The organism is Kribbella sp. NPDC051936 (genome assembly GCF_040680955.1).
Classification (GTDB): Bacteria; Actinomycetota; Actinomycetes; order Propionibacteriales; family Kribbellaceae; genus Kribbella.
The window spans coordinates 708,687-730,174 of record NZ_JBFAXS010000001.1 but is presented as its reverse complement, the minus strand read 5'-3'; the positions used below and the strand labels follow the sequence as shown (position 1 = coordinate 730,174).

The following is a 21,488-nucleotide window of genomic DNA, read 5'->3' as shown; positions in this document are numbered from 1 at the left end:
CTCACGATTCTTGTAACGAGGGCCACACCGCGCCGATAAACGGGTGAGTGACCCAGCGGGGGGACCGAGTGGGAAACTCCGGTGTTTCTTCGGGACCACCGCATGTGGAGGGGGCCTCGCAGGTGCTCACCCGGGGCGGGGTGAGCACCTGTTCGAGGATTCAGCCCTTGATGCCCACGTTCGCCATTCCTTCGACGAACCGCTTCTGGGCGAAGACGAACAGCACGATCATCGGCAGCGTCGCGAGCGCCGTCCCGGCCATCAGGTACGGCCACTGGATCTCCGCCGGGTTCTGGGAGAAGATCGCCAGCCCGAGCTGCAGCGGCCGCAGGTCGTCCGACGTGGTGATCATCAACGGCCAGAGGAACCCGTTCCAGGCGGCCTCGATCTGGAACACCGCGATCGTGATCAAGGCCGGCTTGATCAGCGGCGTCATGATCCGCCAGAAGATGCCGAACTCACCCAGCCCGTCCACCCGGGCGGCCTGCGCCAGCTGGTCCGGCAGCGAGACGTAGAACTGCCGCGCCAGGAACGTGAACAACGGCGCCGCGCCGAGCGGGATGATCAGGCCCCACCACGAGTTCAGCCAGCCGATCCCGCCCTGGCCGAGGATGTTGTTGCCGCCGAACAGCGGGATCGACTTCACGATCAGGAACAGTGGCACCAGGATGATCTGGAACGGCACCAGCAGCAGCACGATGAAGTAGTTCAGCAACGTCTTGCCGCCGCGGATCGGCAGTTTCGCCAGCGCGTACCCGGCCGTCGTACAAACCGCCAGCGTGAACGCGGTCTCGCCGACCGCGATGATCAGGCTGTTGCGGAAGTACCGCAGGAACGGCGCGGTCTGCATCGCCTCGACGAAGTTCCGCCAGCGCAGCTCCCCCGGCAGCCAGCCGAACTTCGCGATCTCCAGGTTGCTCTTGAACGCGGTCAGCAGCATCCACACGAACGGCGTGATCATCAGCAGCGCGCCGACCAGCAGGACGACGTACAGCAGGATCCGGCCGGGCCGGAACGCCGACGGCTTCGCCGAACCCACCGCCGGCAACGAAACGCTAGTCATTGGCATCCGCCTTCTGGAGCAGGCGCCCGACGCCGATGAAGAGCGCGATCACGATCATCATGATCACGGTCTCGGCGGACGCGTAGCCGAGTTTCAGGTCCTGGAACGCGTTCTGGTAGATGTCCATCACCAGCACCCGGGTCTCCGATCCGGGGCCGCCCTGCGTCATCACGTACACCAGGTCGAACACCTGGAAGGTCCCGACGATCGACGTGATCAGGACGAAGAACTGGACGGGGCCGATGGCCGGCCAGGTGACGTTGACGAACCGCTGCCAGCGGCCCGCGCCGTCCAGCTCGGCCGACTCGACCAGGTCGCGGGACACGCCCTGGAGCGCGGCCAGGTAGATGATGATCTTGGTCCCGAGGCCCTGCCAGATGCCGACCACCATCAGCGACGGCAGCGCCGTGGCTGGGTCCGCCAGCCATCGGTTCGGCGCGAAGCCGAACAGGCTGAGGAAGCCGTTCGCCAGGCCCGAGCCCGGGTTGTAGATCCACAGCCAGATCGTGGCCACCGCGACGGTCGCGGTCACGGTCGGGATGTAGAACGCTGTCCGGAAGAACCCGAGGCCGCGGATCTTCTGGTTCAGCCCGATCGCGACCGCCAGCGAGATCGCCATCGAGATCGGGATCACCACGATCGCGTACAGCACCGTGTGCCACAGCGAGGCCAGGAAGTCGACGTCGCGGAACAGGTCGGCGTAGTTGCCGAAACCGACCCAGGCCCAGGTGTCACCGAAGCTGTAGTCGGTGAGGCTGAGCACCAGTACCGCGATCACCGGGATCACGATGAAGACGCCGGAGTGCAGTAGCGCGGGCGCGAGCAGGGCCCAGCCCGCGCGGGCCTGGCTGCGGAGCAGCGTGCGACCGTCCTTGGACGGGCTCACCTTGCGGGGAGTGGCAAGTGTGGGACGTTCAAGAGTTGTACTCATCGGGACTGTCCTGCCAGGTTGTGCAGCACCTTGGCGGGGTCCTTCTGTCCGAGGACCGCCTGGGTGAGCTGGATGTCGAAGTTGCCGCGCATCTCGAGCCAGTTGGACGGCACTTCGTTCTCGTTGACCGCGTAGACCAGGCCGTCCGCGACGAACTGGCTGAGCGGGTTGGACTTCGCCTGCGGCGAGTTGCTCGCGTCCTTGTAGGCCGGGACCTTCTTGTTCAGCTTGGCCAGCGCGTCCAGCGTGGCCGGCTTGGTCAGCGACTGGATGAACGACCAGGCCGCGTCCTTGTGCCGGCTGCGGGACCCGATCGAGGCCAGGTCACCGCCGACGTACTCGATCTCCTTGCCGCTGTTGAAGCGGAAGAACTTCAGGTCGTCACAGTTCTTCTGGCCGATGCCGTCCGCGGAACAGTCCACACCGCCGTTGACGATCCCCATCGCGGCCTCACCAGTGAGCACGAGTGGTTGCTGGGCCGCGTTCGTCTGGCCGTACGGCTGCACGTTGTTGATCATCGACTTGATCCACAGCAGCGTGTCGAGGCCCTTCTGGTTGTCGAAGTTCGGCTCGCCGCCGACGTACAGCGGCGTACCGGTCGAGGCCAGGAAGGTCGTGAACGACTGCCGGAAACCGGTCGCGGACGCGAGGTCGAACCCGCTGCGGGTGATGTTGCCGTCCTTGTCCCGCTTGGTCAGCTTCTCGGCGGCGACCTTGATCTCGTCCAGCGACGCCGGCGGCTTGTCCGGGTCCAGGCCCGCCTCGCGGAACGCGCTCTTGCGCAGCGCGACGGCGCGGGCGTCGGCGATCAGCGGGTAGGCGTACAGCTTCTTGTCGTAGGTCACCGCCGGGATCAGCGCCGGGGTGCTCTTCTCCCTGATGTAGTCAGGCGTCACGCCGTACTTGCCGAGGTCCTCGAAGATGTTCTTCGACGCGAACGGCTGCACCCAGCCGACGCCGGTCACCATCACGTCGTACGGGATGCCGGCCGCGATCGCGGTGGACATCTTCTCGTTGAGGTTCTTGTACGTCGCGAAGTCCGGCTCGACCTTCATCTTCGGATAGGCCTTGTGGAAGTCGTCGACGACCTTCTGGAACTCCGCCTTGCCCTTCGCACTGGGCGGGAAGGACGGGAGCAGCACCCGCAGCGTCCCGGTCGCCTCGGCCGGGGGCACGCCGTCCGTGCTCTTGTCGATCACCCCGCTGCCACAACTGCTGACCACGACGCTGAGCGCAGCGGCCAGCAGGGTCAGTCCCACTCCACGTCTCACAGGGGAACTCCTTCGCTGACTTTGTTCAGCCGGGGCCTACGACCCCTAAGTGCAGCGAAAGTATGGGAAAGGGCTTTCCTCGTCAATACCCAAGCGCTCGAATGATCACATTCGATCAGGATCGGAACACGGACAGGTTCTGTTCCGCCTCGGCGGTGCCGCAGGAGGTGCGGATGTTGAGGGTGGGGAGGAGGCTCAGGTGCTGGATGGGGGTGGCGGGGGACTCGAGTTTGCGGAGGAGGAGGTCACAGGCGGTTTCGCCGAGGGCTCGGCGGGGTGGGGAGATGGCGGTGAGGGGGACCACGGCCAGGGACGCGGTGACGTCGTTGTAGGCGATCACCGCCAGGTCCTCGGGGACGCGCAGACCGAGCTCCATCGCACGTTCGACCAGGCGGGCGCCGTGTTCGTCGGAGTGCACCAGGACCGCGCGGCTGCCGAACGACTCGCATTCGGCGAGGAACGCGTCCAGCTGCGCGATCGCGCCGGGGTCGTCGCCGCGCATCGGCAGGTCGACCGGCGACAGGAACACGTCGACGCCGAGCGCCTTCGCGGCCGACTCGATCCCGCGCCGCAGCCAGTACGCCGTGACCGTGGCCTGCAGGTTGATCGCGATCCGGCGGTGGCCGAGCGCCAGGAAGTGCCGCAGCGCCAGCATCGCGCCGTACGCGTGGTCGGTGCGGACATGGTCGTACTCGCGGGCCGCGTGCGGGAAGCCGAACGCGCGCTCCATCAGCACCACGGGTACGTCGATGTCGTCGAGCCGGCTGTCCAGCCGGGCGGCGTCGCCGTCGCCGAGCGCGGTGCTGATCAGCAGCCCGGCGACGCCGATCCCGAGCACCTTGTCGAGCCGTTCACGCTCGGTGGTCACGTCGTACCCGGAGACGCCGAGCACCAGCCGCGCGCCGTACCGGTCGGCGATCGCCTCGGCGCCGCGGATCACCTCGGAGTAGTACGACGTCGCGCTGGGGACGATGATGCCGATCGTCAGGCGGCTGCCGTGCGCGCCCTGCTCCGCGGTCCCGACGCCGATCGCGCCGCCGTGCACCCGGCGGAGCAGTCCGGCCGAGTCCAGTTCGGCCAGGTCCCGGCGTACTGTGATCGCGGAGACGCCCAGCTCGGCGACCAGGTCCGCCACCCGGAGCCGGCCGTGCCGGCGCAGGGTCCGCAGGATCAGCTCGTGGCGCTCCTGTGCAAGCATGTGATCCCCTGGTCTGTCCGTGATTGTTCGTGATCATACGATCAGGACCCGCCCGTACGGAACGAGGAGGCGATCGGTGGAGAAGGCCGGCCGGACGAGCACCGTGTTGGGAAAGCTGACGGTCGTCGGCGACCTGTTGATGCTGCAGCTCGTGTTCGTCGTGATCAGCCTGGGCATCCTCACGCTCTTCCCGGCCGCGTTCGCGATGCAGCGGGTGGTGCCGGACGCCATCAGCCAGGAGAAGCCGAAGCTGCTGCGGCGGTTCTTCCACGAGTTCGGCTGGGCGATGAAGCGGTTCTGGCTGCCCGCGTTCGGGCTGTGGGTCGGCGGCGTGATGCTGGCGTTCGGGATCTCGTTCTGGGCGTACGCCGACGGCCCGGTGCGGATCTTCGCGCTCGCGGTGCTGATTCCGCTGACCGGCATGATCCTCGGGCTCTATCTGAGCGGCCTGGCGATCCTGCCGGAGGCGCCGGAGACCGCCACGTTCAAGTCGCTGTTCCGGTCCGCCAACTTGTTCCTGTTGCGTCGGCCGCTGCCGGTGGCCGGCGGGGTCGTCGTACTGCTCACCTGGTTCGCCCTGGCGTCGCAGCTGCCCACACTGCTCGTTGTCGGGTCCGGACTGGTGCCGGCGCTCACGGCGTACGCGCTGTCCCGGCCGCGGCGCGAAAAAACTTCTGAAGACGTGTCAATCTGAGTCCTCCTGGTTCGACGTAGAGGTGTAAGGCCACTACGACGGACTGCAAGGAGAACCGGAATGTACGCGACGACCGACACCCTGGCGACGACGCCGGCCGCGCAGGGCGGCCGCTCGCGCTGGCTGGCTCTGTACACCCTGTGCGCGGGCATGTTGATGATCGTGCTCGACGTGACCGTGGTGAACGTGGCCCTGCCGGCCATCCAGGACGACCTCGGCTTCACCAGCTCATCCCTCGCCTGGGTGGTGAACGCGTACCTGATCGCGTTCGGCGGCCTCCTGCTGCTGGCCGGGCGACTGGGCGATCTCCTCGGGCGGCGGAACGTCTTCACCGCCGGACTGATCGTTTTCACCGCCGCCTCGGTGCTGTGCGGTCTGGCCGGGTCGCAGGAGGTGCTGGTCATCGCGCGGTTCATCCAGGGCGTCGGTGGCGCGCTGACCTCCGCGGTGATCCTCGGCATGATCGTGACGCTGTTCCCCGAGCCGCGGGAGCAGGCCAAGGCGATCGGCATGTACGCGTTCGTCGCGTCGGCCGGCGGGTCGATCGGCCTGCTGGCGGGCGGCGTCCTGACGCAGGCGATCAGCTGGCACTGGATCTTCTTCGTGAACCTGCCGATCGGCGTGCTGACCGTCGTCCTGGCCGTGAAGCTGATCGAGAAGGACAAGGGTCTGGGCATCGGCAAGGGCACCGACGTACCGGGTGCGGTACTGATCACCGCGGCGCTGATGGTCGGCGTGTTCACGATCGTGAAGCCGGCTGCCGAGCTGGGCTGGACCGCTCAGCGGACCCTGGTGCTGGCCGCGGTCACGCTGGTGCTGCTGGCCGGGTTCATCGTCCGCGAGGCGACTGCCGCGAACCCGCTGGTACCGCTGCGGATCTTCCGCTCCCGCACGCTGACCGGCGCGAACCTGGTGCAGGCGCTGTCCGCGTCCGGCATGTTCGGCATCTTCTTCCTCGGCTCGCTGTACCTGCAGCGGGTGCTCGGGTACGACGCGCTGGAGATCGGGCTGGCCTTCCTGCCGACCACCGTGGTGATGGGGCTGCTGTCGGTGAGGTACTCGGAGAAGCTGGTGATGCGGTTCGGGCCGCGGCGCCCGCTGGTCGCCGGACTGTCGCTGATCGTGGTCGGGCTGGCGCTGTTCACGCAGGCGCCGGTCGGCGGCAACTACTTCGTCCACGTGCTGCCGGTGCTGGCGCTGCTGGGTCTGGGCGGCGGTATCTGCTTCCCGGCGCTGATGGGTCTGTCGATGTCCGACGTGAAGCCCGAGGACGCCGGCCTGGCCTCCGGTCTGATCGGCACCATGGGCGAGGTGGGCGCGGCCCTGGGCCTGGCCGTCCTGGCCACGCTGTCCGCCACCCGCACCGCTGCGGTCGCCGACACCAAGCCCGCACTGGACGCCCTGACCGACGGCTACCACCTCTCCTTCGCCGTCGCCGCCGCGATCGTCGCCGCCGCGGTCGCCATCGCCGTCACGGTGATGCGCCCCGCAAAGCAGCAGACTGAGGCCGAGGACGACGTACTCCTCGAAGCAGCCTGACCCTTACGACCCGAGCTCCCCGGCGGCGCGCGATCTGGCTGACGACCACGGAAACCAGCGCCAGCCCGACAGCCGCCAGGAGACTGGTCCGCCGGGACAGGAAGTGGGCCAGGAGCGCGAAGCCGCCACAGGTCAGCAGCAGGGCCAAGTACACCGAGGCCAGCACGGGGTGGGCCTTCATGCGGGCGGTCAACCGAGTGAAGCCCTGCGAGCTGATGCCTGCAGGCACCAGCATGCCGACCAAGAACGCCGCCAGCAGGATGTCTTCCAGACGGCGCGTGCTCACCGCCTGAACGGTCACTGCCACGAGTATCAGTGCGTTGATGACCCGGGCTGCTGCCCGCGGCGGTTCGAGGCTGCGCTCGACGTACCTGCTGAACTGCCCCATGTGTTCCTCCCCGACGGGATGATCGCACGGGTTGTCCACAGGTGGGGGTGGGACGGGTTTCGGGGTGGGGGGTGGGATGGGGAAGGATATGGGACCTGACCGGGGCAGAATGCTCGGTGGTTGTCGGGCGTAGAGGGGAACGGACAGTGGTGGTGCAGTCGATCGAGCAGCGGATCGCCGAGGAGCTGGAGGTCGGTGAGAACCAGGTGCGGGCAGCGGTGGCGCTGCTGGACGAGGGGTCGACGGTCCCGTTCATCGCGCGGTACCGCAAAGAGGTCACCGGGATGCTGGACGATGCCCAGCTGCGCACCCTCGAGGAGCGCCTGCGGTATCTGCGGGAGCTCGAGGAGCGCCGGCAGACGGTGCTCGAGTCGATCGAGAGCCAGGGCAAGCTGGACGACGCGCTGAAGGCCGCGATCCTGGCGGCCGACACCAAGTCCCGGCTGGAGGACATCTACCTCCCGTTCAAGCCGAAGCGCCGGACCAAGGCGATGATCGCCCGGGAGAACGGCCTCGAGCCGCTCGCCGACGGGCTGATGGCCGACCCGGACGTCGAGCCGATCGCCGCGGCCGCGGTCTTCGTGAACGCCGAGGTCCCGGACCCGCAGGCGGCGCTCGACGGCGCCCGGGCGATCCTGGTCGAGCGGTTCGCCGAGGACGCCGACCTGATCGGCGCGCTGCGCGAGCGGCTCTGGGAGCAGGGCCGGCTGGCGTCGGCGGTCCGCGAGGGCAAGGAGACCGACGGCGCGAAGTTCTCGGACTACTTCGACTTCGACGAGCCGTTCACGAAGATGCCGTCGCACCGGATCCTCGCGCTGTTCCGCGGCGAGAAGGAGGACGTGCTGACGATCTCCGTCGAGCCGCTGCCCGCCGGTGTGGAGGTGGACGGCCCGACGGAGTACGAGACCACGATCGCCCGCAAGGTCGGCATCGAGAACCAGGGCCGCCCGGCCGACAAGTGGCTGGTCGAGACGGTCCGCTGGGCCTGGCGGACGAAGATCCTCGTGCACCTCGGCATCGACCTGCGGATGCGGCTGCGGCAGGTCGCCGAGGAGGAGGCGATCCGGGTGTTCGCGGCCAACCTGCGCGACCTGCTGCTGGCCGCCCCGGCCGGCACCCGCGCCACGATGGGCCTCGACCCGGGCTTCCGGACCGGCGTGAAGGTCGCCGTCGTGGACGCGACCGGCAAGGTCGTCAACACCGGCGTCATCTACCCGCACGTCCCGCAGAACCAGTGGGACAAGTCGATCGCCACGCTGGCCGCGCTCGCGGCCGCGCACGACGTCGAGCTGATTGCCATCGGCAACGGTACGGCGTCGCGCGAGACCGACAAGCTGGCGGCCGAGCTGATCGCCAAGCACCCGGAGCTCAAGCTCACCAAGGCGGTCGTGTCGGAGGCCGGCGCGTCGGTGTACTCGGCGTCCGCGTTCGCCTCCCAGGAGCTGCCCGGGATGGACGTCTCGCTGCGCGGCGCGGTCTCGATCGCCCGCCGGCTGCAGGACCCGCTGGCCGAGCTGGTGAAGATCGACCCGAAGTCGATCGGCGTCGGCCAGTACCAGCACGACCTCCCGGAGAACTCGCTGTCCCGCTCGCTCGACGCGGTCGTCGAGGACTGTGTGAACGCGGTCGGCGTCGACCTGAACACGGCGTCCGCGCCGCTGCTCACGCGGGTCTCCGGGATCACGCCCGGCCTGGCGGACAACATCGTCCAGCACCGCGACGTCAACGGGCCGTTCACGTCGCGGACGGCGCTGAAGGACGTGGCGCGGCTGGGCCCGAAGGCGTTCGAGCAGGCGGCCGGGTTCCTCCGGATCCCCGACGGCGACGACCCGCTCGACGCATCCAGCGTGCACCCGGAGTCGTACCCCGTCGTCCGCCGGATCCTGGACGCGACCGGCTCCGACGTGAAGGCGCTGATCGGGTCCTCGGAGCTGAAGCGGCTGAAGGCGGCGGACTTCGTCGACGACATGTTCGGTCTGCCGACGGTGACCGACATCCTCGCCGAGCTGGAGAAGCCGGGCCGCGACCCGCGGCCGGCGTTCAAGACCGCCGTGTTCGCCGAGGGCGTGGACAAGATCGCGGACCTGAAGCCGGGGATGCGGCTGGAGGGCCAGGTCACGAACGTGGCCGCGTTCGGCGCGTTCATCGACATCGGGGTGCACCAGGACGGGCTGGCGCACGTGTCGGCGCTGTCGAAGAACTTCGTCAAGGATCCGCGCGAGGTGGTCAAGCCGGGCGACATCGTCACGGTGAAGGTGCTCGAGGTGGACATCCCGCGGCAGCGGATCTCGCTGACGCTGCGCCTGGACGACGAGGTCGGCTCGGGCGGCCAGGGCAACCGCGGTCAGGGCCGTGGGCAGGGCGGCGGGCAGGGCGGCGGCCAAGGTGGTCAGGGCGGCCAAGGTCGTGGCCCCGGCGGCCGTGGCCCGGGCGGTCAGGGTCGCGGCCCGGGCGGCTCCGGCGGTCAAGGCGGTCGCGGCCCGGGCGGTCAAGGCGGCCGCGGCGGTTCCGGTGGTCAGGGTGGTCAGGGTGGTCGCGGCGGCAACCGCGGGTCCGGCGGCCGGGGCAACCAGCCCGAGACGCCGATGGACGAGACCTCGCTCGCCGACGCGTTCCGCAAGGCGGGCTTCACGGTTCGCTGACGTCGAGGGGTGACGGTCGGCTCCGACGTACCCGGTGAATCCAGCGAGGAGGATCCTGATGCGCGACCTGATCGTCACCCAGAACGTCACCGTCGACGGCGTGATCGAGGCCGGTGACTGGTTCGGACCGGCGGACGGCGGCCCGGAGGTGCTCGCCGCGCTGCGCGACCAGATGCTGCGCGCGGACGCGTTCCTGACCGGCCGCGTGACGTTCGAGCAGCTGCGCGGCTACTGGCCCGCCCGGACGGACGATCCGAGCGGCATCGCGGCGTACCTCAATCGCGTCCAGAAGTACGTCGTGAGTTCGACGCTGCACGATCCGGGCTGGTCCCCGACGGCGATCCTCCGCGGCCTGGACGACGTACGCCGCCTGAAGGACACCGCCGGCGGGGACATCGTCTGCACCGGCAGCATCGACGTCACCCACCAACTGATCGCCGCCGGCCTCGTCGACGAGTATCGCCTCTTCGTCTACCCCACCGTCATCGGCACCGGCCGCCGCCTCTTCCCGGACAACACACCCCAGCCGCTCACCCTGACCAGCCTCAGGTCCTTCCCGAGCGGCGTCGCGCTCCTTACCTACCGCCGCACCTCGACCTCGTAGCCGGCTTCCTCCACCGCGGCGCGGATCGCGGCGGGATCGACAGGCCGGTCAGCGACCAGGACAACCGTTCCGGTCGGCAGATCGATCTCGACCGACTCGACGCCGGGCACGGCCTCGAGTTCCTCGGTGACGAAGCCGACGCAATGGCTGCAGGTCATCCCGAGCACCTTGAACGTCGTCATGCCGCAGTCACGTCCCTCGTGGCCTGCGTCGTCCGGCGCATCCGCCCGTCCGGGGCGAGCTCACCGAACAGGTACACCTCGGTCGCGATCGTCCGCCCGCGCCGCAGCTCCGCGTGGATGGTGAACCGCGCAGCCACCCGGTCGCCGGTGCGGATCGCCTCGTGCACGTCGTACGAGCAGAAGACGAGGTTCTTCCGCACCGGTCGCAGATGGTCGATCAGCCGCTGCCGGTCGAGCGTCACGCCGTCGGCGATCTGTTCGATGTCGGGCGTGTAGTACCGGTCCACGATCGCCGCCGCGTCACCGCCCGCGATCACCTCACGGGTGAACGACCCGAAGAAGTCCGCGACGAACTCACGCGCGCTTAAATCTGACATACCGTCAAAGATAAGCATCTCCGCTAACCTTGACAAGGTGTCAGAGAACAAGCCGGTACGACGCCGCCGCGCCGACGCCGACCGGAGCCGCACGGCGATCCTCACCGCGGCCGTCGCCCTCCTGGACGAGCACCCCGACGCAAGCCTCGAACGCATCGCCGAGGCAGCAGACGTCGCCCGGCAGACCGTGTACGCACACTTCTCGTCGCGCGGCGTCCTACTGGACGCCGTACTCGACCAACTCACCACCGAGACGCTGAGGGCGATCGACGCGCTCGACCTCGACGAAGGACCGGCACTGACCACTGTGCTCCGTCTGATCGACGTGGCCTGGCGAGCTTTCGAGCAGCATCCGCTCCTGCTTCACGTGCCGCAGACCGTCACCGACGACGGCCGCCATGACCCGGTTACCGAGCGCCTCGAGCGCCTCATCCGCCGCGGTCAGCGCGCGGGTGAAATCACCCGCGACCTTCCCGCGCCCTGGCTGGTCACTGCGCTGACAGCACTCGGCCACGCAGCCGGCGCGTCAGTAGCCGCGGGCCGCCTTACCACGACAACCGCGCACAGAACCCTCCACACCACTCTCACCCGCCTGCTCCAACCCACCTGACCCCTCTCGTGGGTTCGCCCACCAGATTGGGGAGTGGGAAGGGTCAGCGCAGGTCGGCGAGGTGACCGCCGGGGTCGCCGAGGTGGACGGCGGTGGCTCTGGGGGCGTAGCCGAGGCGGCGGTAGACGCGGTCTGCGCCGTCGTCGCCTGGAGTCAGCCAGGCCAGCGTCGCGCCGCCCAGTTCGTACGCCTTCAGCGTCGCGTACGCCGTGGCGATGCCGCCGAGGCCGCGCCGTCGGTGGGCGTGGATCGTGCCGACACCGGCAACCTCGGTCACGCCGTCGGCCACTGCGGTCCACGAGGCGGTCGCGGCCGGTACGCCGTCGACGGTCACGAGGACTGCGCCGCCGTCGGCCGGGTCGGGCTTGAGCGCGAATCCGGCGCCGTCCATCTCGTACGCCTCAGCCGCCACCGTGTTCGCCACCTTCTGGTCCTCGTCGGACGAGACGACCTTCACCGTGACGCCGGCCGGCAACTCAGGTACGAGCAGGTCGTCGGGTTCGGCGACGAGCAGCGGGAGACGCGACACCAGCGTCATTCCGTTCGCCGCGAGCGCCTCGGCCAGGCCTGGGCTCGCCTCGTCGACGAGTTCGGCGCTCAGCCAGCGGTCCTCGGCGGCGAAGGCCTGCCGGATGACAGCCAGCGCGGGCGCGACCTCCTCGGGCGCGAAGGGCTGCCCGGGTTCGGCGGCGACCATGGTCGACAGGTACCACTCGTCCCGGTCGTGCAGCATCCCTACCAACGGCCCTGCGACGATCTGCCGCCGCGACCTCGCCAGCCCGTCCACCTGCGCCCGCGCGATCCGCGCCCCGATCTCCATGTCGCGGACCCTACGACGATCTCCTGCGGCTACGCGAGCCGGTTACGCGAGCAGCAGGAGGTCGAGCAGGCGGTTGAGGTCGGCGGCCGTCGGAGGACGCCCCAGGAGCAGGGCAAGCGCGTCGAGAGTCGCGACGAGCTCGCGGCGCGTCGCTGCGCGAGATCTCCCGTTCGCGATGGCGGTGACGACCACTTCGGCCCGGTCGGACGCGGCCAGCAGCTCGGCGGCGCCCGAGGGCGCAGGCGACGGTTCTTCGTCGTCGATGCGCACCTCGAGCCGCGCCCCGAGGGCGGTCGCGAGGCGATCCAGGGCGGCCAAGGTCGGGTTGCCGCGGCCGTTCTCGAGGTTCGCGATGTACGGCACGGACAGACCGGCGTCGACGGCCACCGACGCGATGGTCCGCCCGGCCGCCTTCCGGCGGTCGCGCAGGACGTCGCCAAGCTCCATGGAACCTATCTTCACAGAACACTCTTGCCGATGTCTATCTCGACAAGATAGATTCCGGCGGCGTGAGGGACTTCCGGCGCCTCTGGCTCAGCGGCGCGATCTCCGGCATCGGGTCATGGCTGCTGGTGGTCGCGATCCCCTTCCACGTGTTCGCGTTGACCGGATCCGCGGTCGCGACCGGTCTGACCTTGGCGTTGGAGGCCCTCCCGGCGCTCCTGATCGGCCCCTGGGCCGGCGTCCTGCTGGACCGCTGGAACCTGGCGCGGGCGATGTGGATCGCCGACCTGGTCAGCGCGGCGGCGGTCGGGCTCATCCTGACCGCCGATCCCGACCGCATCTGGCCGATCTACCTCGCGATCCTGCTCGAGAACACCGCGACGACCGTGTTCCGGCCGGCGGCCCGCGCGCTGCTCCCGGCGGTCGTCGGCACCGGCAAGGAGCTGGCCACCGCGAACGCGGTCAACGCCGCCACCGGCAGCGCGATCCGGCTGGCCGCGCCGCCACTCGGCGCACTGCTGCTGGCCGGACCCGGTATCGAGTTCGTGCTCGCCGTCGACATCGCCAGCTATTTGTTGTCTGCGGCAATCATCGCGACTGTCCGCACCCGCCGGCACAGCACTGCCGGCGAACCGCCACGGCCGCTCGAAGGATTCCGGGCGACGATCGAGCACCGGGCACTGCGCGGCATCCTGATCGGCCAGACGACGTTCCTCACCGCCAACGCCGGCCTGACCGCGCTTCTCGTACCATTCACCGTCGGCCGCCTGCACGCCCCCGGGTACGTCGTCGGCTACCTGATCTCCGGCCTCGGCGCCGGATACCTCCTCGGCGCCGCGCTGAGCACGAAGGCCGCCCGCCTGCTGGGGACCCGAGAGCTCCTCGCCCTGACACAACTCGCGACCGCCGCAGCGTTCTTCGCGCTCTTCAACGCCCCGAACGTCCCGATCGCGATCGTCGCCGCGGCCTTCATCGGCCTACCGGGCAGCATCCTGCTCATCACGGCGCAGACGACGATCCAGCGCGCCGCTCCACCGGAGGTCCTCGCGAGCGTCAGCGCGATCTTCTTCGCCGCCGACTCACTCGCACTGCTGATCGGAGCGTTGGCAGCACCCACGCTAACTCTCGTCCTCGGGCTGCCGCTGACCCTGAACGTCATCGCCGCCCTCGCGGTCGGCGCCGCGGCTGTCACGCTGGCCGTCGTACCGCGCCATCCGGCGCACCTGCTACCGGTACGTAAGCAGTCGCGCGCAAAGGGTTAGCAGGACGTCATAGATTTCTATCGCCGTCGAATAAAGGGCGGACGCCGAATCGTTATCTGCAAATACCTGCAGCCATTCTTGACATGCTTTCCGGCCGCCTCGACGATGCCGCGCAGACGGCGCTGACCTGCAGGTTCGTAGGGTTTCCCTACTCTGCGTTAGGCCTCTGTAAAGGTCCCTACGGAAGTGTTCCGAAGGTCGGTGCCGGTGAGGTTTCTTTATCTCAACGCCGGACAAAGCCGTCCGGGGTGAGACCGAGACTGCCGAAGGAACCGCGATGACCGAGACGCTCGAGACCCCCGCAACGCACCGTCGGGTGCGGGTTTGGTTCGGCGCGAACCCGATCGCGGACCACACCGCCACGGCGGAGCAGGCAGCGCAGTACGAGGAAGCCATGCGCCGGCGCTTCGCGTCCCTCCGGGTGACGAGCGAGCCGGTGCTGGTGGACACTCAAGCGGTGCCTGGGCGATGACCACCCGGCCGACGCTGCTCGGGTACGTACGGGCCGACGCGCTGAGCTGCGCGGAGGAGCTGGCCGCCGCGACCGATTCTCTGGTCGCCTTCGCCAGCGCTGAGGGGTTCACCCTCGGCACCGTCTACACCGAGCGCGATGCGGCCGAGTCGGCGGCGTTCCACGCACTGCTCGACGAGGTGAAGCGGTCCGACGTGCACGCCGTCGTCGTACCGACCATGAACCACCTCGGGTTCGGCAGCCCCGGCGGCACTCCGGCGGCGATGCGGCAACACCTCGAGTTCCACCAGGCGCAGGTCTGGGCGGCCGACTCGAGATAACTCCACACAGGCAAGCGGAGCTGACGTCTTGACCCCTGCATCGGCGTCGGTTCCGCTCTCCACCTCCACAGCTGCACCGGGGATGCCCGGGCGGTAGTGGACCACCAAGGCCCCACCGGCTGCTACCGGTGGGGCCTTGCCGTTGCTGGGGGTGGTTCAGGCGACGATCGTGTACCCGTACCGCTTCATCACGCCGGCCACGGCGGAGTTGAAGATCCCGGTGACGTCGAGCTTGAAGTGCAACTGCACCTTGCGGATCACCCGCTGGAAATGCAGGTGCCATTGCACGCCGGCCGGCGGCACCGTCTCTGCCTTCGTGATCGCGCCGACCCGGGGATGCGCCGCCCAGGCGATCACCCGGGCCCGGTCCGCGCCCCACACGCCGGTCATCGCGTCGTGCGTCCGGGCGTACTCCATCGCGGCCAGCGAGATCGTCGAGTCGGGTACCGGCTCCTTCGGCGGGTGCGCCTTCAGGTACAGCTCCCAGGTCATCCCGTAGTACCCGGGCGGCCCGTCGTCCTTCCCGCGGTTCGCCAGCCCGTTGAGCTTGCGGTGGTACTCCGCGACCTGGACGGCCGCTCCCCGGGACAGGTCCTTGTCGCCGACCGCGATCGCGTGCACGTGGTACGGCCAGTTGCCCTGCGCCGGCGTCCGCAGCCAGGCGGCGAATCCGACCTGCCGCAACGCCTTCACCACCGCGACCCGCTGCGCGGCGCTCTTCGTCCGGACGTCGACGTCGACCGCGCCGCCGCCGTCGTGGGTGCCGGCCGAGGCCTCCACACCGCCGGCGTTGTACGAGCCCTGCAGGATCGCGAACTTCGAGTCGTACAGCTGCTCCGCGGCCTCGACCATCGCCACGGTCCGCCGGTTCACCGTGACACCGCGCCAGGAGATCCTTGCCTCAGGCACCTTTCTCACCCACCGCACCGAGGATCACGTCCGCGTCCTCGGCCGCGCCGAGCGCCTCCAACTCGTCCAGCACGTCGTCGGTCAACTCGTCGTCGAACAGTTCCGGCATCGCCGTTCCTTCCCCCTGGCTGTCCGCACACCGACCCGGGTGCGCGAAAATCGCCGCCAGCCTAAGCGGCTGTCAGGTCAGCTACTACCGGTGAAGGTTTGAGGAACGTCAAGTTTTCCGTCCGATACGCGTGCCGGAGTGTGTGCCGGGCCGCGATCTGGGGTACCTCTAGGTGGTCCCGCGGTTCGGTCAGTGCCATTCGGGCATGGGTGGTGTTCACCGAGCCGCGAGTTCTCCCACTGAGGGGCGGGAGAACGACCGGCCGGCGGGTGTGTCTCTCCCAGGACGCACCCGCCAGGCACGTCACAGCGCGGACGCGACGAACAGGTACCTGTTCAGGCTGAAGAAGTAGCTCTCGCCGAGACCGCGCAGATCGTCCGCCCACGCTCGCGACTCGTCCTGCGTCGGCGTGAAACCGGTCTTCACCAGTACGTCGGCCAGCGTCCGCGGCAGATACGGATCGGCGCACATCATGGACCTCCGTCTCGCCGCGGGGAGGCGATCTGGAAATCGAGGGGCATGCCCCGGGTTGCCCCGCTACGGTTTCGGGATGATCGAGCTCCCCCGGACGTTCCTCGACATGCCACGCTGGTGGACCGAAGGACAGGCCTGGCTGGAGTCGCTTCCGCACGCCGTCGACGAGCAGTGCCGCCGCTGGAACCTCGCCGTCACGGGCCCGATCGCCCACGGCGGCAACGCGATCGTCGTACCGGTCGTGCGCGACGGCGCGGAGCTCGTACTGCGGATGTCACCGCCTGGTGACGAGGTGACGCAGCAGGCCTGGGCGCTGAGGTGGTGGGACGGCCGCGGCATGGTCCAGTTGTGGGACGACGACGCCGAGGCCGGGGCGATGCTGCTCGAGCGGCTGTCGACACCGCTGACGACGCGGCCGATCGACGAGGTGATCGCCGTGCTCGGGCAGTTGATGCGCAGACTCGCCGTCCCCGGGCCGGAGGACGCGCTGTCCACCGCGGACATCGTGACGACCCGATCGGCCGAGCTGGAGCCGCAGTGGGAGCGGCTCGGGCGTCCGTTCGACGCCGCGATCCTGCGCGAGGCACTCGACGTCGCCCCGACCGAGACCACGTCCACCGCCGCGGTCAACGGCGACTTCCACTCCGGCCAGGTTCTCGCGGGACAGCGGGAGGCGTGGCTGACCGTGGACCCCGTGCTCTACCGCGGCGACATCGAGTTCGACCTGGGCCGCGTGCTGTGGTGGGACCTGGACAGGATGACCGAGATCGTCCCGTACTTCGACATCGCTGTTCGTGAGGCGGGACTGCACCGCGATCGCGCGCGCGACTGGGTGTTCTGGCGGACCGTCGACTATTGGCTGTGGGGACTGCAAGCCGGTCTCACCGAGGACCCGGTCCGCTGCGCGCGGCTGGTCACTGCGCTTTCCAGATGAAGCGGCTGCGCATCATCCGCGGAACGTCGCCGGCGTTCGGCGCGATCGAGTGCAGGATCCACGGATGGGTCAGGTACACGTCGCCGGCCTGACCGGTGAGCTCGACGACGCGGGCCGGCAGCCCTTCGATCTCGGTGGGCTCGAGGGGGTCGACCGTGCGCTGCTCGGAGGTCAGGTTGCGCAGCCACGGATCGGAGCGCAGCACCTGGTCGCGGACCGCCTTGAACTCGCGCTCGTCCGTCGTGGTCAGGAACCGCTCGATGATCCGGTGCGAGCCCGCGACCTGCGGAGTCCCGCCGCCGCCCGGCTCCAGATCCCCGAGCAGGGCCCAGATCTTGACTGCCTCCGTCGGCGTCTCGAACCCGACGTCGGTGTGCCACTGCCGATGCGGCACCGACCACGACACGCCTTCCGGCATGGTGACCAGCACCTGGCCGGCGTGCTTCGGCTGGGTCCACTCGCCGAGCAGCCCGTCGAGCGCCGAGCGCACCCTTGGACCGAGCACCGCGAGGGCCGCGCGGCTGGACTTGGCGGTCTTCAGGCCGGTCGGCCGCAACGGCGTCCAGGTGGCACGGTCGTCACGATCCATCCCGTGCCGCTCGGACAACTCGCTCCACAGCACGTCCCGCATGGCGGCGGCCTCGTCGGAAGTGAAGGCGGACGGGATCTTCACGATCCCGTCGCGCTCGAAAACGTCGTGCTCCTCGGCGGTGAGCATCCGTCCATGCTGCGCCGACCGCCGCGGACCTTCCACCCAATTAACAGTCGCCCGCCGGCAGCTTGCCCTCCACGCGCCGGCCGAGAGTCGGATGTGGGCGAAAGGTCAGTGCTCCGGGGCGAAGTCGTGGAAGCCGATCAGCTTCTGGATCTTCCCGTCGGCGTCGAGCACGACGATGTCGGTGCCGCCCGCGACCGGCTCCTGCCCGTCGGCCTGCAGGTGCCAGGTCCAGCGCAGGTAGCCGTGGTGCTCGTCGATGCCGCCGATCCGGACGAACGACAGCCCCGGGAACATCTGCTGCGCGGCGCCGACCAGCTTGTTCAGCTCGTCGTGGCCGGTGGTCTCGAAGCTCGGGTCCTGGAAGGTCGCGTCCGCGGTCCAGTTGGCCGCGATCAGCTCGGCCCGGCGGTCGGCGTCGGCCGCGTTCCACATCGCGAAGTACTGGTCGGCGAGAGCGGTTGCGTTCATGGTGTTTCCTCCTCGGTTCGTGGTGATGACCAGAACTTTGCCGCCGCGCCCGGCGTACCGTCGATGACGTCGGAGGTAATGGAGCTGTCTACGCGAACCGCTACGGTCGGGGTATGGCAGCCACGATCGAGGAGACGTTCCAGCGCCCGGTGGGCGAGCTGCTGCGCGGCTGGCGGGAGCGCCGGCGGCTCAGCCAGCTCGAGCTCGCGAACCGGGTCGAGGTGTCCACACGGCATGTGAGTTTCGTCGAGACCGGGCGATCGCGGCCGAGTCGCGAGATGGTGCTGCGGCTGGCCGAGCAACTCGACGTGCCGCTGCGGGACCGCAACCAGCTGCTGCTGGCCGGCGGGTTCGCGCCCGTGTACAGCGAGGCGTCGCTGCACTCGCCGTCGATGCTCGCGATCCGGACGACGCTGCGCCGCCTGCTCGAGGCCCACGCGCCGTACCCGGCGCTGGTCGTCGACCGCTGGTGGAACATCGTCGAGGCGAACGCCGGGATCGCGATCTTCACCGCGGACGTCGACGAGAAGTTGCTCCAGGCACCGATCAACGCGCTCCGGCTGACCCTGCACCCGGACGGCCTGGCGCAGCGGATCGCCAACCTCGCCGAGGTCCGCGCGGCCGCACTGGCGAGCCTGCAACGCCAGGTGGCCGGCACCGCGGACCCCGAGCTCCAGGACCTGTACGACGAGCTGCGCGGGTACGCCGTCCACGACAAGCCGGCGCCGCCCGCGGCGGCCGAGGTCGTCGTACCGTTCCAGCTCACGCACGACGGACACGAGCTGTCGCTGCTCACCACCATCGCGACGTTCGGCACGCCGCTCGACGTCACGGTGTCCGAGCTGATGATCGAGTCGTTCTATCCCGCGGACACGAAGACGGCCGACTATCTGAGGACGCTGTCGTGAAGCCTGCGCGCGACCTCGCCGACACGATCGAGCTGCACCTGCAGTACCTCGACCGCTATCGCGGCATCATCGAGACGAAGCTGACCGGGATGAGCGATTCCGACCTGCGCAGCAGTCGTCTGCCGTCGGGATGGACGCCGCTCGAGCTGCTGAAACACCTGATCTTCATGGAGCGGCGCTGGCTGCGCTGGGGATTCGTCGCCGAGCCGGTCGACCACCCGTGGGGTGACTCCGCGGACGATCCGGACGGCCCGTGGACACTCTGTCCCGACGACACGCTCTCAGGACTGCTGGCCGCGCTGCACGCGGGTGGCGAGTTCACCCGGAGCGTGGTAGCCGGTGTCGATCCGGCGACGGTCGCGTCGGCCGGCGGCCGTTTCGGGACCGACGACCGGCCGACGCTGAACTGGATCCTCTTCCACGTACTGCAGGAGTACGCCCGGCACGCGGGCCACCTGGACGTGGCCCGCGAGCTGAGCGATGGCGCCACCGGCGAGTAGCTGCGTGACCCACTCGCCGGTGGCTTGGTCCCTACCGGTTTGAGGAGGGGTGACCGGTGGGGAACGTCGTCGGGAAGCTCGGCGTGGGGATGCTGGGCTTCGTCGTCGGGAACGTCGGCATCGTGGTCGGTACCGAGGGCTTGTTCGGCAGCGTCGGCTGGGCGGTCTGCTGCGTGCCCGGGTCGACGGTCACCTTCACGCCGCCGGAGACCGTGACCGTCGGCAGGGACGGAGCGGTCGGCTTGCCGTTCGGCTTGCCCGGCACGTTCGGCAGCGTCGGCTTCGGCGCCGTCGGCTTCTCGGTCGGTACGCCGTCGACGCAGTCCGGCAGCGTCGGCTTCGGGACCGGCTTGGCGGACGGAACCGCGGTCGGCAGGCTCGGCTTGGCCGTCGGCAGGGTCGGCTTGCCCGGCAGCGTCGGCTTGGCCGTCGGTACGGTCGGCAGCGTCGGCAGGCTCGGCTTCGACGGCAGGCTCGGCTTCGTCGTCGGAAGCGACGGCTTGGCGGTCGGCAAGGTCGGCTTGGCGGTCGGGAGCGACGGCTTCGACGTCGGCCAGCTCGGCTTCGTGGTCGGGATGCTCGGCTTAACCGTCGGCCAGCTCGGCGTCGTACTCGGCAGGCTCGGCTTGCCCGGAAGGCTCGGCTTCACGGGCAGCGTCGGCTTCGCAGTCGGCACGCTCGGCTTGGCCGGCAGCGTCGGCTTCTGCGGGTTGTTCGGGTCGATGGTCTTGTTCACCGAGACCACGACCTTCGGCAGCTGCGGCTTCTGCGGGAGGCAGGTCGGGTCCACCGACGGCACCTTCGGGGTCTCGGTCGGAACCACCGCCGGCACCGGCGGCTTGCCGCCCCCGGCCAGCAGATTCTTGACCGGCGCCGGGCCGCCGACCGCGGCGGACACCGTCGCGACAGTCCCGGCCAGTGCGGTCACGCCGGCGGCGGCCAGCCCCCGGCGTACCCAGGCCAGCCGCTTGCCGCGCCGCATCAGGTCGGCGGTGGCCGGCTGCCACGGCTCCATTTCGTACGTGAGCGCGTCGTGTACCCGCTGCTCGTCACTCATCAGTTTCCTCCAACTCCGCTGTCGATCAGGTCGGGTGCCAGACGCAACTTGGCCAGGGCCCGGGAGGCCGTGCTCTTCACGGTCCCGGCCGCCATGCCCAGCAGCTCGGCGGTCTCGGCCTCGGAGAGATCCTGCGAGTAACGCAGCGCGACCACGGCTCTCTCCCGGACGGTCAGACCGTCGAGGGCCGAGAGCACGGCCTCTCTGGTCTGAACCGCCCCGGCGAAGTCCGCCACCGCTCGCTGGTCCCAGTCGTTCTGCACCGGATCACTGGGTACTTCGTTGTTCCAGTGCCGGCGGGCCTGGGAGAGGAATCGGTTGACCAGTACGCGCCGGACGTACCGCAACGGGTCGCCGGTCAGCTTGTGCCACTTCGGATAGGACCGCATCAACGCTTGCTGCACCAGGTCCTCGGCGGTGTGCCGATCGCCGCACAACATCTCCGCGAAGCGGAGCAAGGGTGTCGACTGCGCCACGACGAAGCGCTCGAAGTCGGCGTCCGCGGTCCGGGTCATCGATTCTCCTCAGCCTCTGTCACAACGATCCAGACCCGCTGGGTGACCGAACAGGTTCTGTTCCGTCACGAGAAATTTA

The 21,488-nt window shown here is 69.2% G+C and carries 26 protein-coding genes; 11 read left to right on the top strand and 15 right to left on the bottom strand.

Going from position 1 to position 21,488, the window contains the following annotated elements:
- Positions 1–160 precede the first annotated feature (160 nt).
- From AB0L64_RS03805 to AB0L64_RS03790, 4 genes are all read right to left on the bottom strand, one after another.
- Entirely contained in the window at positions 161–1,063 is a 903-nt protein-coding gene (locus AB0L64_RS03805; RefSeq protein ID WP_363707394.1) for a carbohydrate ABC transporter permease, read from the bottom strand.
- The gene (locus tag AB0L64_RS03800) at positions 1,056–1,994 is read right to left on the bottom strand and encodes a sugar ABC transporter permease (protein ID WP_363707392.1); all 939 of its coding nucleotides are present in this window, start codon (positions 1,992–1,994) and stop codon (positions 1,056–1,058) included. The genes AB0L64_RS03805 and AB0L64_RS03800 overlap by 8 nt, the downstream gene beginning before the upstream one ends.
- On the bottom strand, positions 1,991–3,265 hold the full coding sequence (locus tag AB0L64_RS03795; protein WP_363707391.1) for an extracellular solute-binding protein: 1,275 nt from the start codon (positions 3,263–3,265) through the stop codon (positions 1,991–1,993). Before AB0L64_RS03795 ends, AB0L64_RS03800 begins: the two co-directional genes overlap by 4 nt.
- A gap of 115 nt (positions 3,266–3,380) precedes the next feature.
- Positions 3,381–4,463, bottom strand: a complete 1,083-nt coding sequence (locus tag AB0L64_RS03790) for a substrate-binding domain-containing protein (RefSeq protein ID WP_363707389.1) — start codon at positions 4,461–4,463, stop codon at positions 3,381–3,383.
- 76 nt (positions 4,464–4,539) lie between these two features.
- On the opposite strand from AB0L64_RS03790, the gene AB0L64_RS03785 reads away from it, so the two are divergent.
- Entirely contained in the window at positions 4,540–5,157 is a 618-nt protein-coding gene (locus AB0L64_RS03785) for a DUF624 domain-containing protein (protein WP_363707387.1), read from the top strand.
- Positions 5,158–5,217: 60 nt separating this feature from the next.
- Positions 5,218–6,696 carry a DHA2 family efflux MFS transporter permease subunit gene (locus tag AB0L64_RS03780; protein ID WP_363707385.1) on the top strand — a complete coding sequence of 493 codons (1,479 nt, stop codon included), beginning with the start codon at positions 5,218–5,220 and terminating at the stop codon, positions 6,694–6,696.
- On the opposite strand, the gene AB0L64_RS03775 is transcribed toward AB0L64_RS03780, so the two are convergent.
- A complete protein-coding gene (locus AB0L64_RS03775) occupies positions 6,629–7,084 on the bottom strand; it encodes a hypothetical protein (protein ID WP_363707383.1) in 456 nt (151 codons plus the stop codon). The two genes, AB0L64_RS03780 and AB0L64_RS03775, sit on opposite strands and share 68 nt — an antisense overlap.
- A gap of 152 nt (positions 7,085–7,236) precedes the next feature.
- Between AB0L64_RS03775 and AB0L64_RS03770 the strand changes: the two genes are divergently transcribed.
- Both AB0L64_RS03770 and AB0L64_RS03765 read left to right on the top strand, forming a co-directional pair.
- Positions 7,237–9,726 carry a Tex family protein gene (locus AB0L64_RS03770; protein ID WP_363707381.1) on the top strand — a complete coding sequence of 830 codons (2,490 nt, stop codon included), beginning with the start codon at positions 7,237–7,239 and terminating at the stop codon, positions 9,724–9,726.
- A 58-nt stretch (positions 9,727–9,784) separates the two neighbouring features.
- Positions 9,785–10,330: a dihydrofolate reductase family protein gene (locus AB0L64_RS03765; RefSeq protein ID WP_363707379.1), complete on the top strand. Its 546-nt coding sequence runs from the start codon at positions 9,785–9,787 to the stop codon at positions 10,328–10,330.
- Here AB0L64_RS03765 and AB0L64_RS03760 read toward each other — a convergent pair.
- Both AB0L64_RS03760 and AB0L64_RS03755 read right to left on the bottom strand, forming a co-directional pair.
- Positions 10,306–10,512, bottom strand: coding sequence for a heavy metal-associated domain-containing protein (locus tag AB0L64_RS03760; RefSeq protein WP_363707377.1), 207 nt, complete (start codon positions 10,510–10,512; stop codon positions 10,306–10,308). The genes AB0L64_RS03765 and AB0L64_RS03760 overlap by 25 nt on opposite strands.
- Entirely contained in the window at positions 10,509–10,889 is a 381-nt protein-coding gene (locus tag AB0L64_RS03755; protein WP_363707375.1) for a nuclear transport factor 2 family protein, read from the bottom strand. Before AB0L64_RS03755 ends, AB0L64_RS03760 begins: the two co-directional genes overlap by 4 nt.
- A 37-nt stretch (positions 10,890–10,926) precedes the next feature.
- On the opposite strand from AB0L64_RS03755, the gene AB0L64_RS03750 reads away from it, so the two are divergent.
- Positions 10,927–11,499 (top strand): TetR/AcrR family transcriptional regulator, encoded by a 573-nt coding sequence (locus AB0L64_RS03750; protein WP_363707373.1) that lies wholly within the window; start codon positions 10,927–10,929, stop codon positions 11,497–11,499.
- Between the two features lie 43 nt (positions 11,500–11,542).
- On the opposite strand, the gene AB0L64_RS03745 is transcribed toward AB0L64_RS03750, so the two are convergent.
- Both AB0L64_RS03745 and AB0L64_RS03740 read right to left on the bottom strand, forming a co-directional pair.
- A complete protein-coding gene (locus tag AB0L64_RS03745; protein ID WP_363707371.1) occupies positions 11,543–12,319 on the bottom strand; it encodes a GNAT family N-acetyltransferase in 777 nt (258 codons plus the stop codon).
- Positions 12,320–12,361: 42 nt separating this feature from the next.
- Positions 12,362–12,766: a helix-turn-helix transcriptional regulator gene (locus AB0L64_RS03740; RefSeq protein ID WP_363707369.1), complete on the bottom strand. Its 405-nt coding sequence runs from the start codon at positions 12,764–12,766 to the stop codon at positions 12,362–12,364.
- 62 nt (positions 12,767–12,828) lie between these two features.
- Between AB0L64_RS03740 and AB0L64_RS03735 the strand changes: the two genes are divergently transcribed.
- The 3 genes from AB0L64_RS03735 to AB0L64_RS03725 all read left to right on the top strand — a co-directional run bounded on the left by AB0L64_RS03735 (position 12,829) and on the right by AB0L64_RS03725 (position 14,817).
- A complete protein-coding gene (locus AB0L64_RS03735) occupies positions 12,829–14,025 on the top strand; it encodes an MFS transporter (RefSeq protein ID WP_363707367.1) in 1,197 nt (398 codons plus the stop codon).
- Positions 14,026–14,302: 277 nt separating this feature from the next.
- Positions 14,303–14,497 carry a hypothetical protein gene (locus AB0L64_RS03730; protein ID WP_355692923.1) on the top strand — a complete coding sequence of 65 codons (195 nt, stop codon included), beginning with the start codon at positions 14,303–14,305 and terminating at the stop codon, positions 14,495–14,497.
- Positions 14,494–14,817, top strand: coding sequence for a hypothetical protein (locus AB0L64_RS03725; RefSeq protein ID WP_363707365.1), 324 nt, complete (start codon positions 14,494–14,496; stop codon positions 14,815–14,817). Before AB0L64_RS03730 ends, AB0L64_RS03725 begins: the two co-directional genes overlap by 4 nt.
- A 156-nt stretch (positions 14,818–14,973) precedes the next feature.
- On the opposite strand, the gene AB0L64_RS03720 is transcribed toward AB0L64_RS03725, so the two are convergent.
- Together AB0L64_RS03720 and AB0L64_RS03715 are read right to left on the bottom strand one after the other, a co-directional pair.
- Positions 14,974–15,726, bottom strand: coding sequence for a hypothetical protein (locus AB0L64_RS03720; protein WP_363707363.1), 753 nt, complete (start codon positions 15,724–15,726; stop codon positions 14,974–14,976).
- A 412-nt stretch (positions 15,727–16,138) separates the two neighbouring features.
- The gene (locus AB0L64_RS03715) at positions 16,139–16,309 is read right to left on the bottom strand and encodes a hypothetical protein (protein WP_363707361.1); all 171 of its coding nucleotides are present in this window, start codon (positions 16,307–16,309) and stop codon (positions 16,139–16,141) included.
- A 76-nt stretch (positions 16,310–16,385) separates the two neighbouring features.
- Between AB0L64_RS03715 and AB0L64_RS03710 the strand changes: the two genes are divergently transcribed.
- A complete protein-coding gene (locus AB0L64_RS03710; protein ID WP_363707359.1) occupies positions 16,386–17,243 on the top strand; it encodes an aminoglycoside phosphotransferase family protein in 858 nt (285 codons plus the stop codon).
- On the opposite strand, the gene AB0L64_RS03705 is transcribed toward AB0L64_RS03710, so the two are convergent.
- On the bottom strand, positions 17,224–17,961 hold the full coding sequence (locus tag AB0L64_RS03705) for a phytanoyl-CoA dioxygenase family protein (RefSeq protein ID WP_363707357.1): 738 nt from the start codon (positions 17,959–17,961) through the stop codon (positions 17,224–17,226). The genes AB0L64_RS03710 and AB0L64_RS03705 overlap by 20 nt on opposite strands.
- Positions 17,962–18,066: 105 nt before the next feature.
- Positions 18,067–18,429, bottom strand: a complete 363-nt coding sequence (locus AB0L64_RS03700; protein ID WP_355692935.1) for a nuclear transport factor 2 family protein — start codon at positions 18,427–18,429, stop codon at positions 18,067–18,069.
- A gap of 113 nt (positions 18,430–18,542) precedes the next feature.
- Between AB0L64_RS03700 and AB0L64_RS03695 the strand changes: the two genes are divergently transcribed.
- Positions 18,543–19,337 (top strand): helix-turn-helix transcriptional regulator, encoded by a 795-nt coding sequence (locus AB0L64_RS03695; protein ID WP_363707355.1) that lies wholly within the window; start codon positions 18,543–18,545, stop codon positions 19,335–19,337.
- A complete protein-coding gene (locus tag AB0L64_RS03690; protein WP_363707353.1) occupies positions 19,334–19,837 on the top strand; it encodes a DinB family protein in 504 nt (167 codons plus the stop codon). Before AB0L64_RS03695 ends, AB0L64_RS03690 begins: the two co-directional genes overlap by 4 nt.
- 31 nt (positions 19,838–19,868) lie before the next feature.
- Here AB0L64_RS03690 and AB0L64_RS03685 read toward each other — a convergent pair whose 3' ends face one another.
- Both AB0L64_RS03685 and AB0L64_RS03680 read right to left on the bottom strand, forming a co-directional pair.
- The gene (locus AB0L64_RS03685) at positions 19,869–20,894 is read right to left on the bottom strand and encodes a hypothetical protein (protein WP_363707351.1); all 1,026 of its coding nucleotides are present in this window, start codon (positions 20,892–20,894) and stop codon (positions 19,869–19,871) included.
- A complete protein-coding gene (locus AB0L64_RS03680; protein WP_355475199.1) occupies positions 20,894–21,409 on the bottom strand; it encodes a SigE family RNA polymerase sigma factor in 516 nt (171 codons plus the stop codon). The genes AB0L64_RS03685 and AB0L64_RS03680 overlap by 1 nt, the downstream gene beginning before the upstream one ends.
- Between the last annotated feature and the right edge of the window lie 79 nt (positions 21,410–21,488).

Excerpts from the sequence above, each read along its gene's own strand:
- AB0L64_RS03685 (WP_363707351.1), bottom strand. The coding sequence starts at position 20,894 with ATGAGTGACGAGCAGCGGGTACACGACGCGCTCACGTACGAAATGGAG.
- AB0L64_RS03775 (WP_363707383.1), bottom strand. The coding sequence starts at position 7,084 with ATGGGGCAGTTCAGCAGGTACGTCGAGCGCAGCCTCGAACCGCCGCGG.
- AB0L64_RS03680 (WP_355475199.1), bottom strand. The coding sequence starts at position 21,409 with ATGACCCGGACCGCGGACGCCGACTTCGAGCGCTTCGTCGTGGCGCAG.
- AB0L64_RS03780 (WP_363707385.1), top strand. The coding sequence starts at position 5,218 with ATGTACGCGACGACCGACACCCTGGCGACGACGCCGGCCGCGCAGGGC.
- AB0L64_RS03790 (WP_363707389.1), bottom strand. The coding sequence starts at position 4,463 with ATGCTTGCACAGGAGCGCCACGAGCTGATCCTGCGGACCCTGCGCCGG.
- AB0L64_RS03760 (WP_363707377.1), bottom strand. The coding sequence starts at position 10,512 with ATGACGACGTTCAAGGTGCTCGGGATGACCTGCAGCCATTGCGTCGGC.
- AB0L64_RS03740 (WP_363707369.1), bottom strand. The coding sequence starts at position 12,766 with ATGGAGCTTGGCGACGTCCTGCGCGACCGCCGGAAGGCGGCCGGGCGG.
- AB0L64_RS03755 (WP_363707375.1), bottom strand. The coding sequence starts at position 10,889 with ATGTCAGATTTAAGCGCGCGTGAGTTCGTCGCGGACTTCTTCGGGTCG.
- AB0L64_RS03765 (WP_363707379.1), top strand. The coding sequence starts at position 9,785 with ATGCGCGACCTGATCGTCACCCAGAACGTCACCGTCGACGGCGTGATC.
- AB0L64_RS03745 (WP_363707371.1), bottom strand. The coding sequence starts at position 12,319 with ATGGAGATCGGGGCGCGGATCGCGCGGGCGCAGGTGGACGGGCTGGCG.
- AB0L64_RS03700 (WP_355692935.1), bottom strand. The coding sequence starts at position 18,429 with ATGAACGCAACCGCTCTCGCCGACCAGTACTTCGCGATGTGGAACGCG.
- AB0L64_RS03710 (WP_363707359.1), top strand. The coding sequence starts at position 16,386 with ATGATCGAGCTCCCCCGGACGTTCCTCGACATGCCACGCTGGTGGACC.
- AB0L64_RS03730 (WP_355692923.1), top strand. The coding sequence starts at position 14,303 with ATGACCGAGACGCTCGAGACCCCCGCAACGCACCGTCGGGTGCGGGTT.
- AB0L64_RS03725 (WP_363707365.1), top strand. The coding sequence starts at position 14,494 with ATGACCACCCGGCCGACGCTGCTCGGGTACGTACGGGCCGACGCGCTG.
- AB0L64_RS03695 (WP_363707355.1), top strand. The coding sequence starts at position 18,543 with ATGGCAGCCACGATCGAGGAGACGTTCCAGCGCCCGGTGGGCGAGCTG.
- AB0L64_RS03805 (WP_363707394.1), bottom strand. The coding sequence starts at position 1,063 with ATGACTAGCGTTTCGTTGCCGGCGGTGGGTTCGGCGAAGCCGTCGGCG.
- AB0L64_RS03705 (WP_363707357.1), bottom strand. The coding sequence starts at position 17,961 with ATGCTCACCGCCGAGGAGCACGACGTTTTCGAGCGCGACGGGATCGTG.
- AB0L64_RS03800 (WP_363707392.1), bottom strand. The coding sequence starts at position 1,994 with ATGAGTACAACTCTTGAACGTCCCACACTTGCCACTCCCCGCAAGGTG.
- AB0L64_RS03715 (WP_363707361.1), bottom strand. The coding sequence starts at position 16,309 with ATGATGTGCGCCGATCCGTATCTGCCGCGGACGCTGGCCGACGTACTG.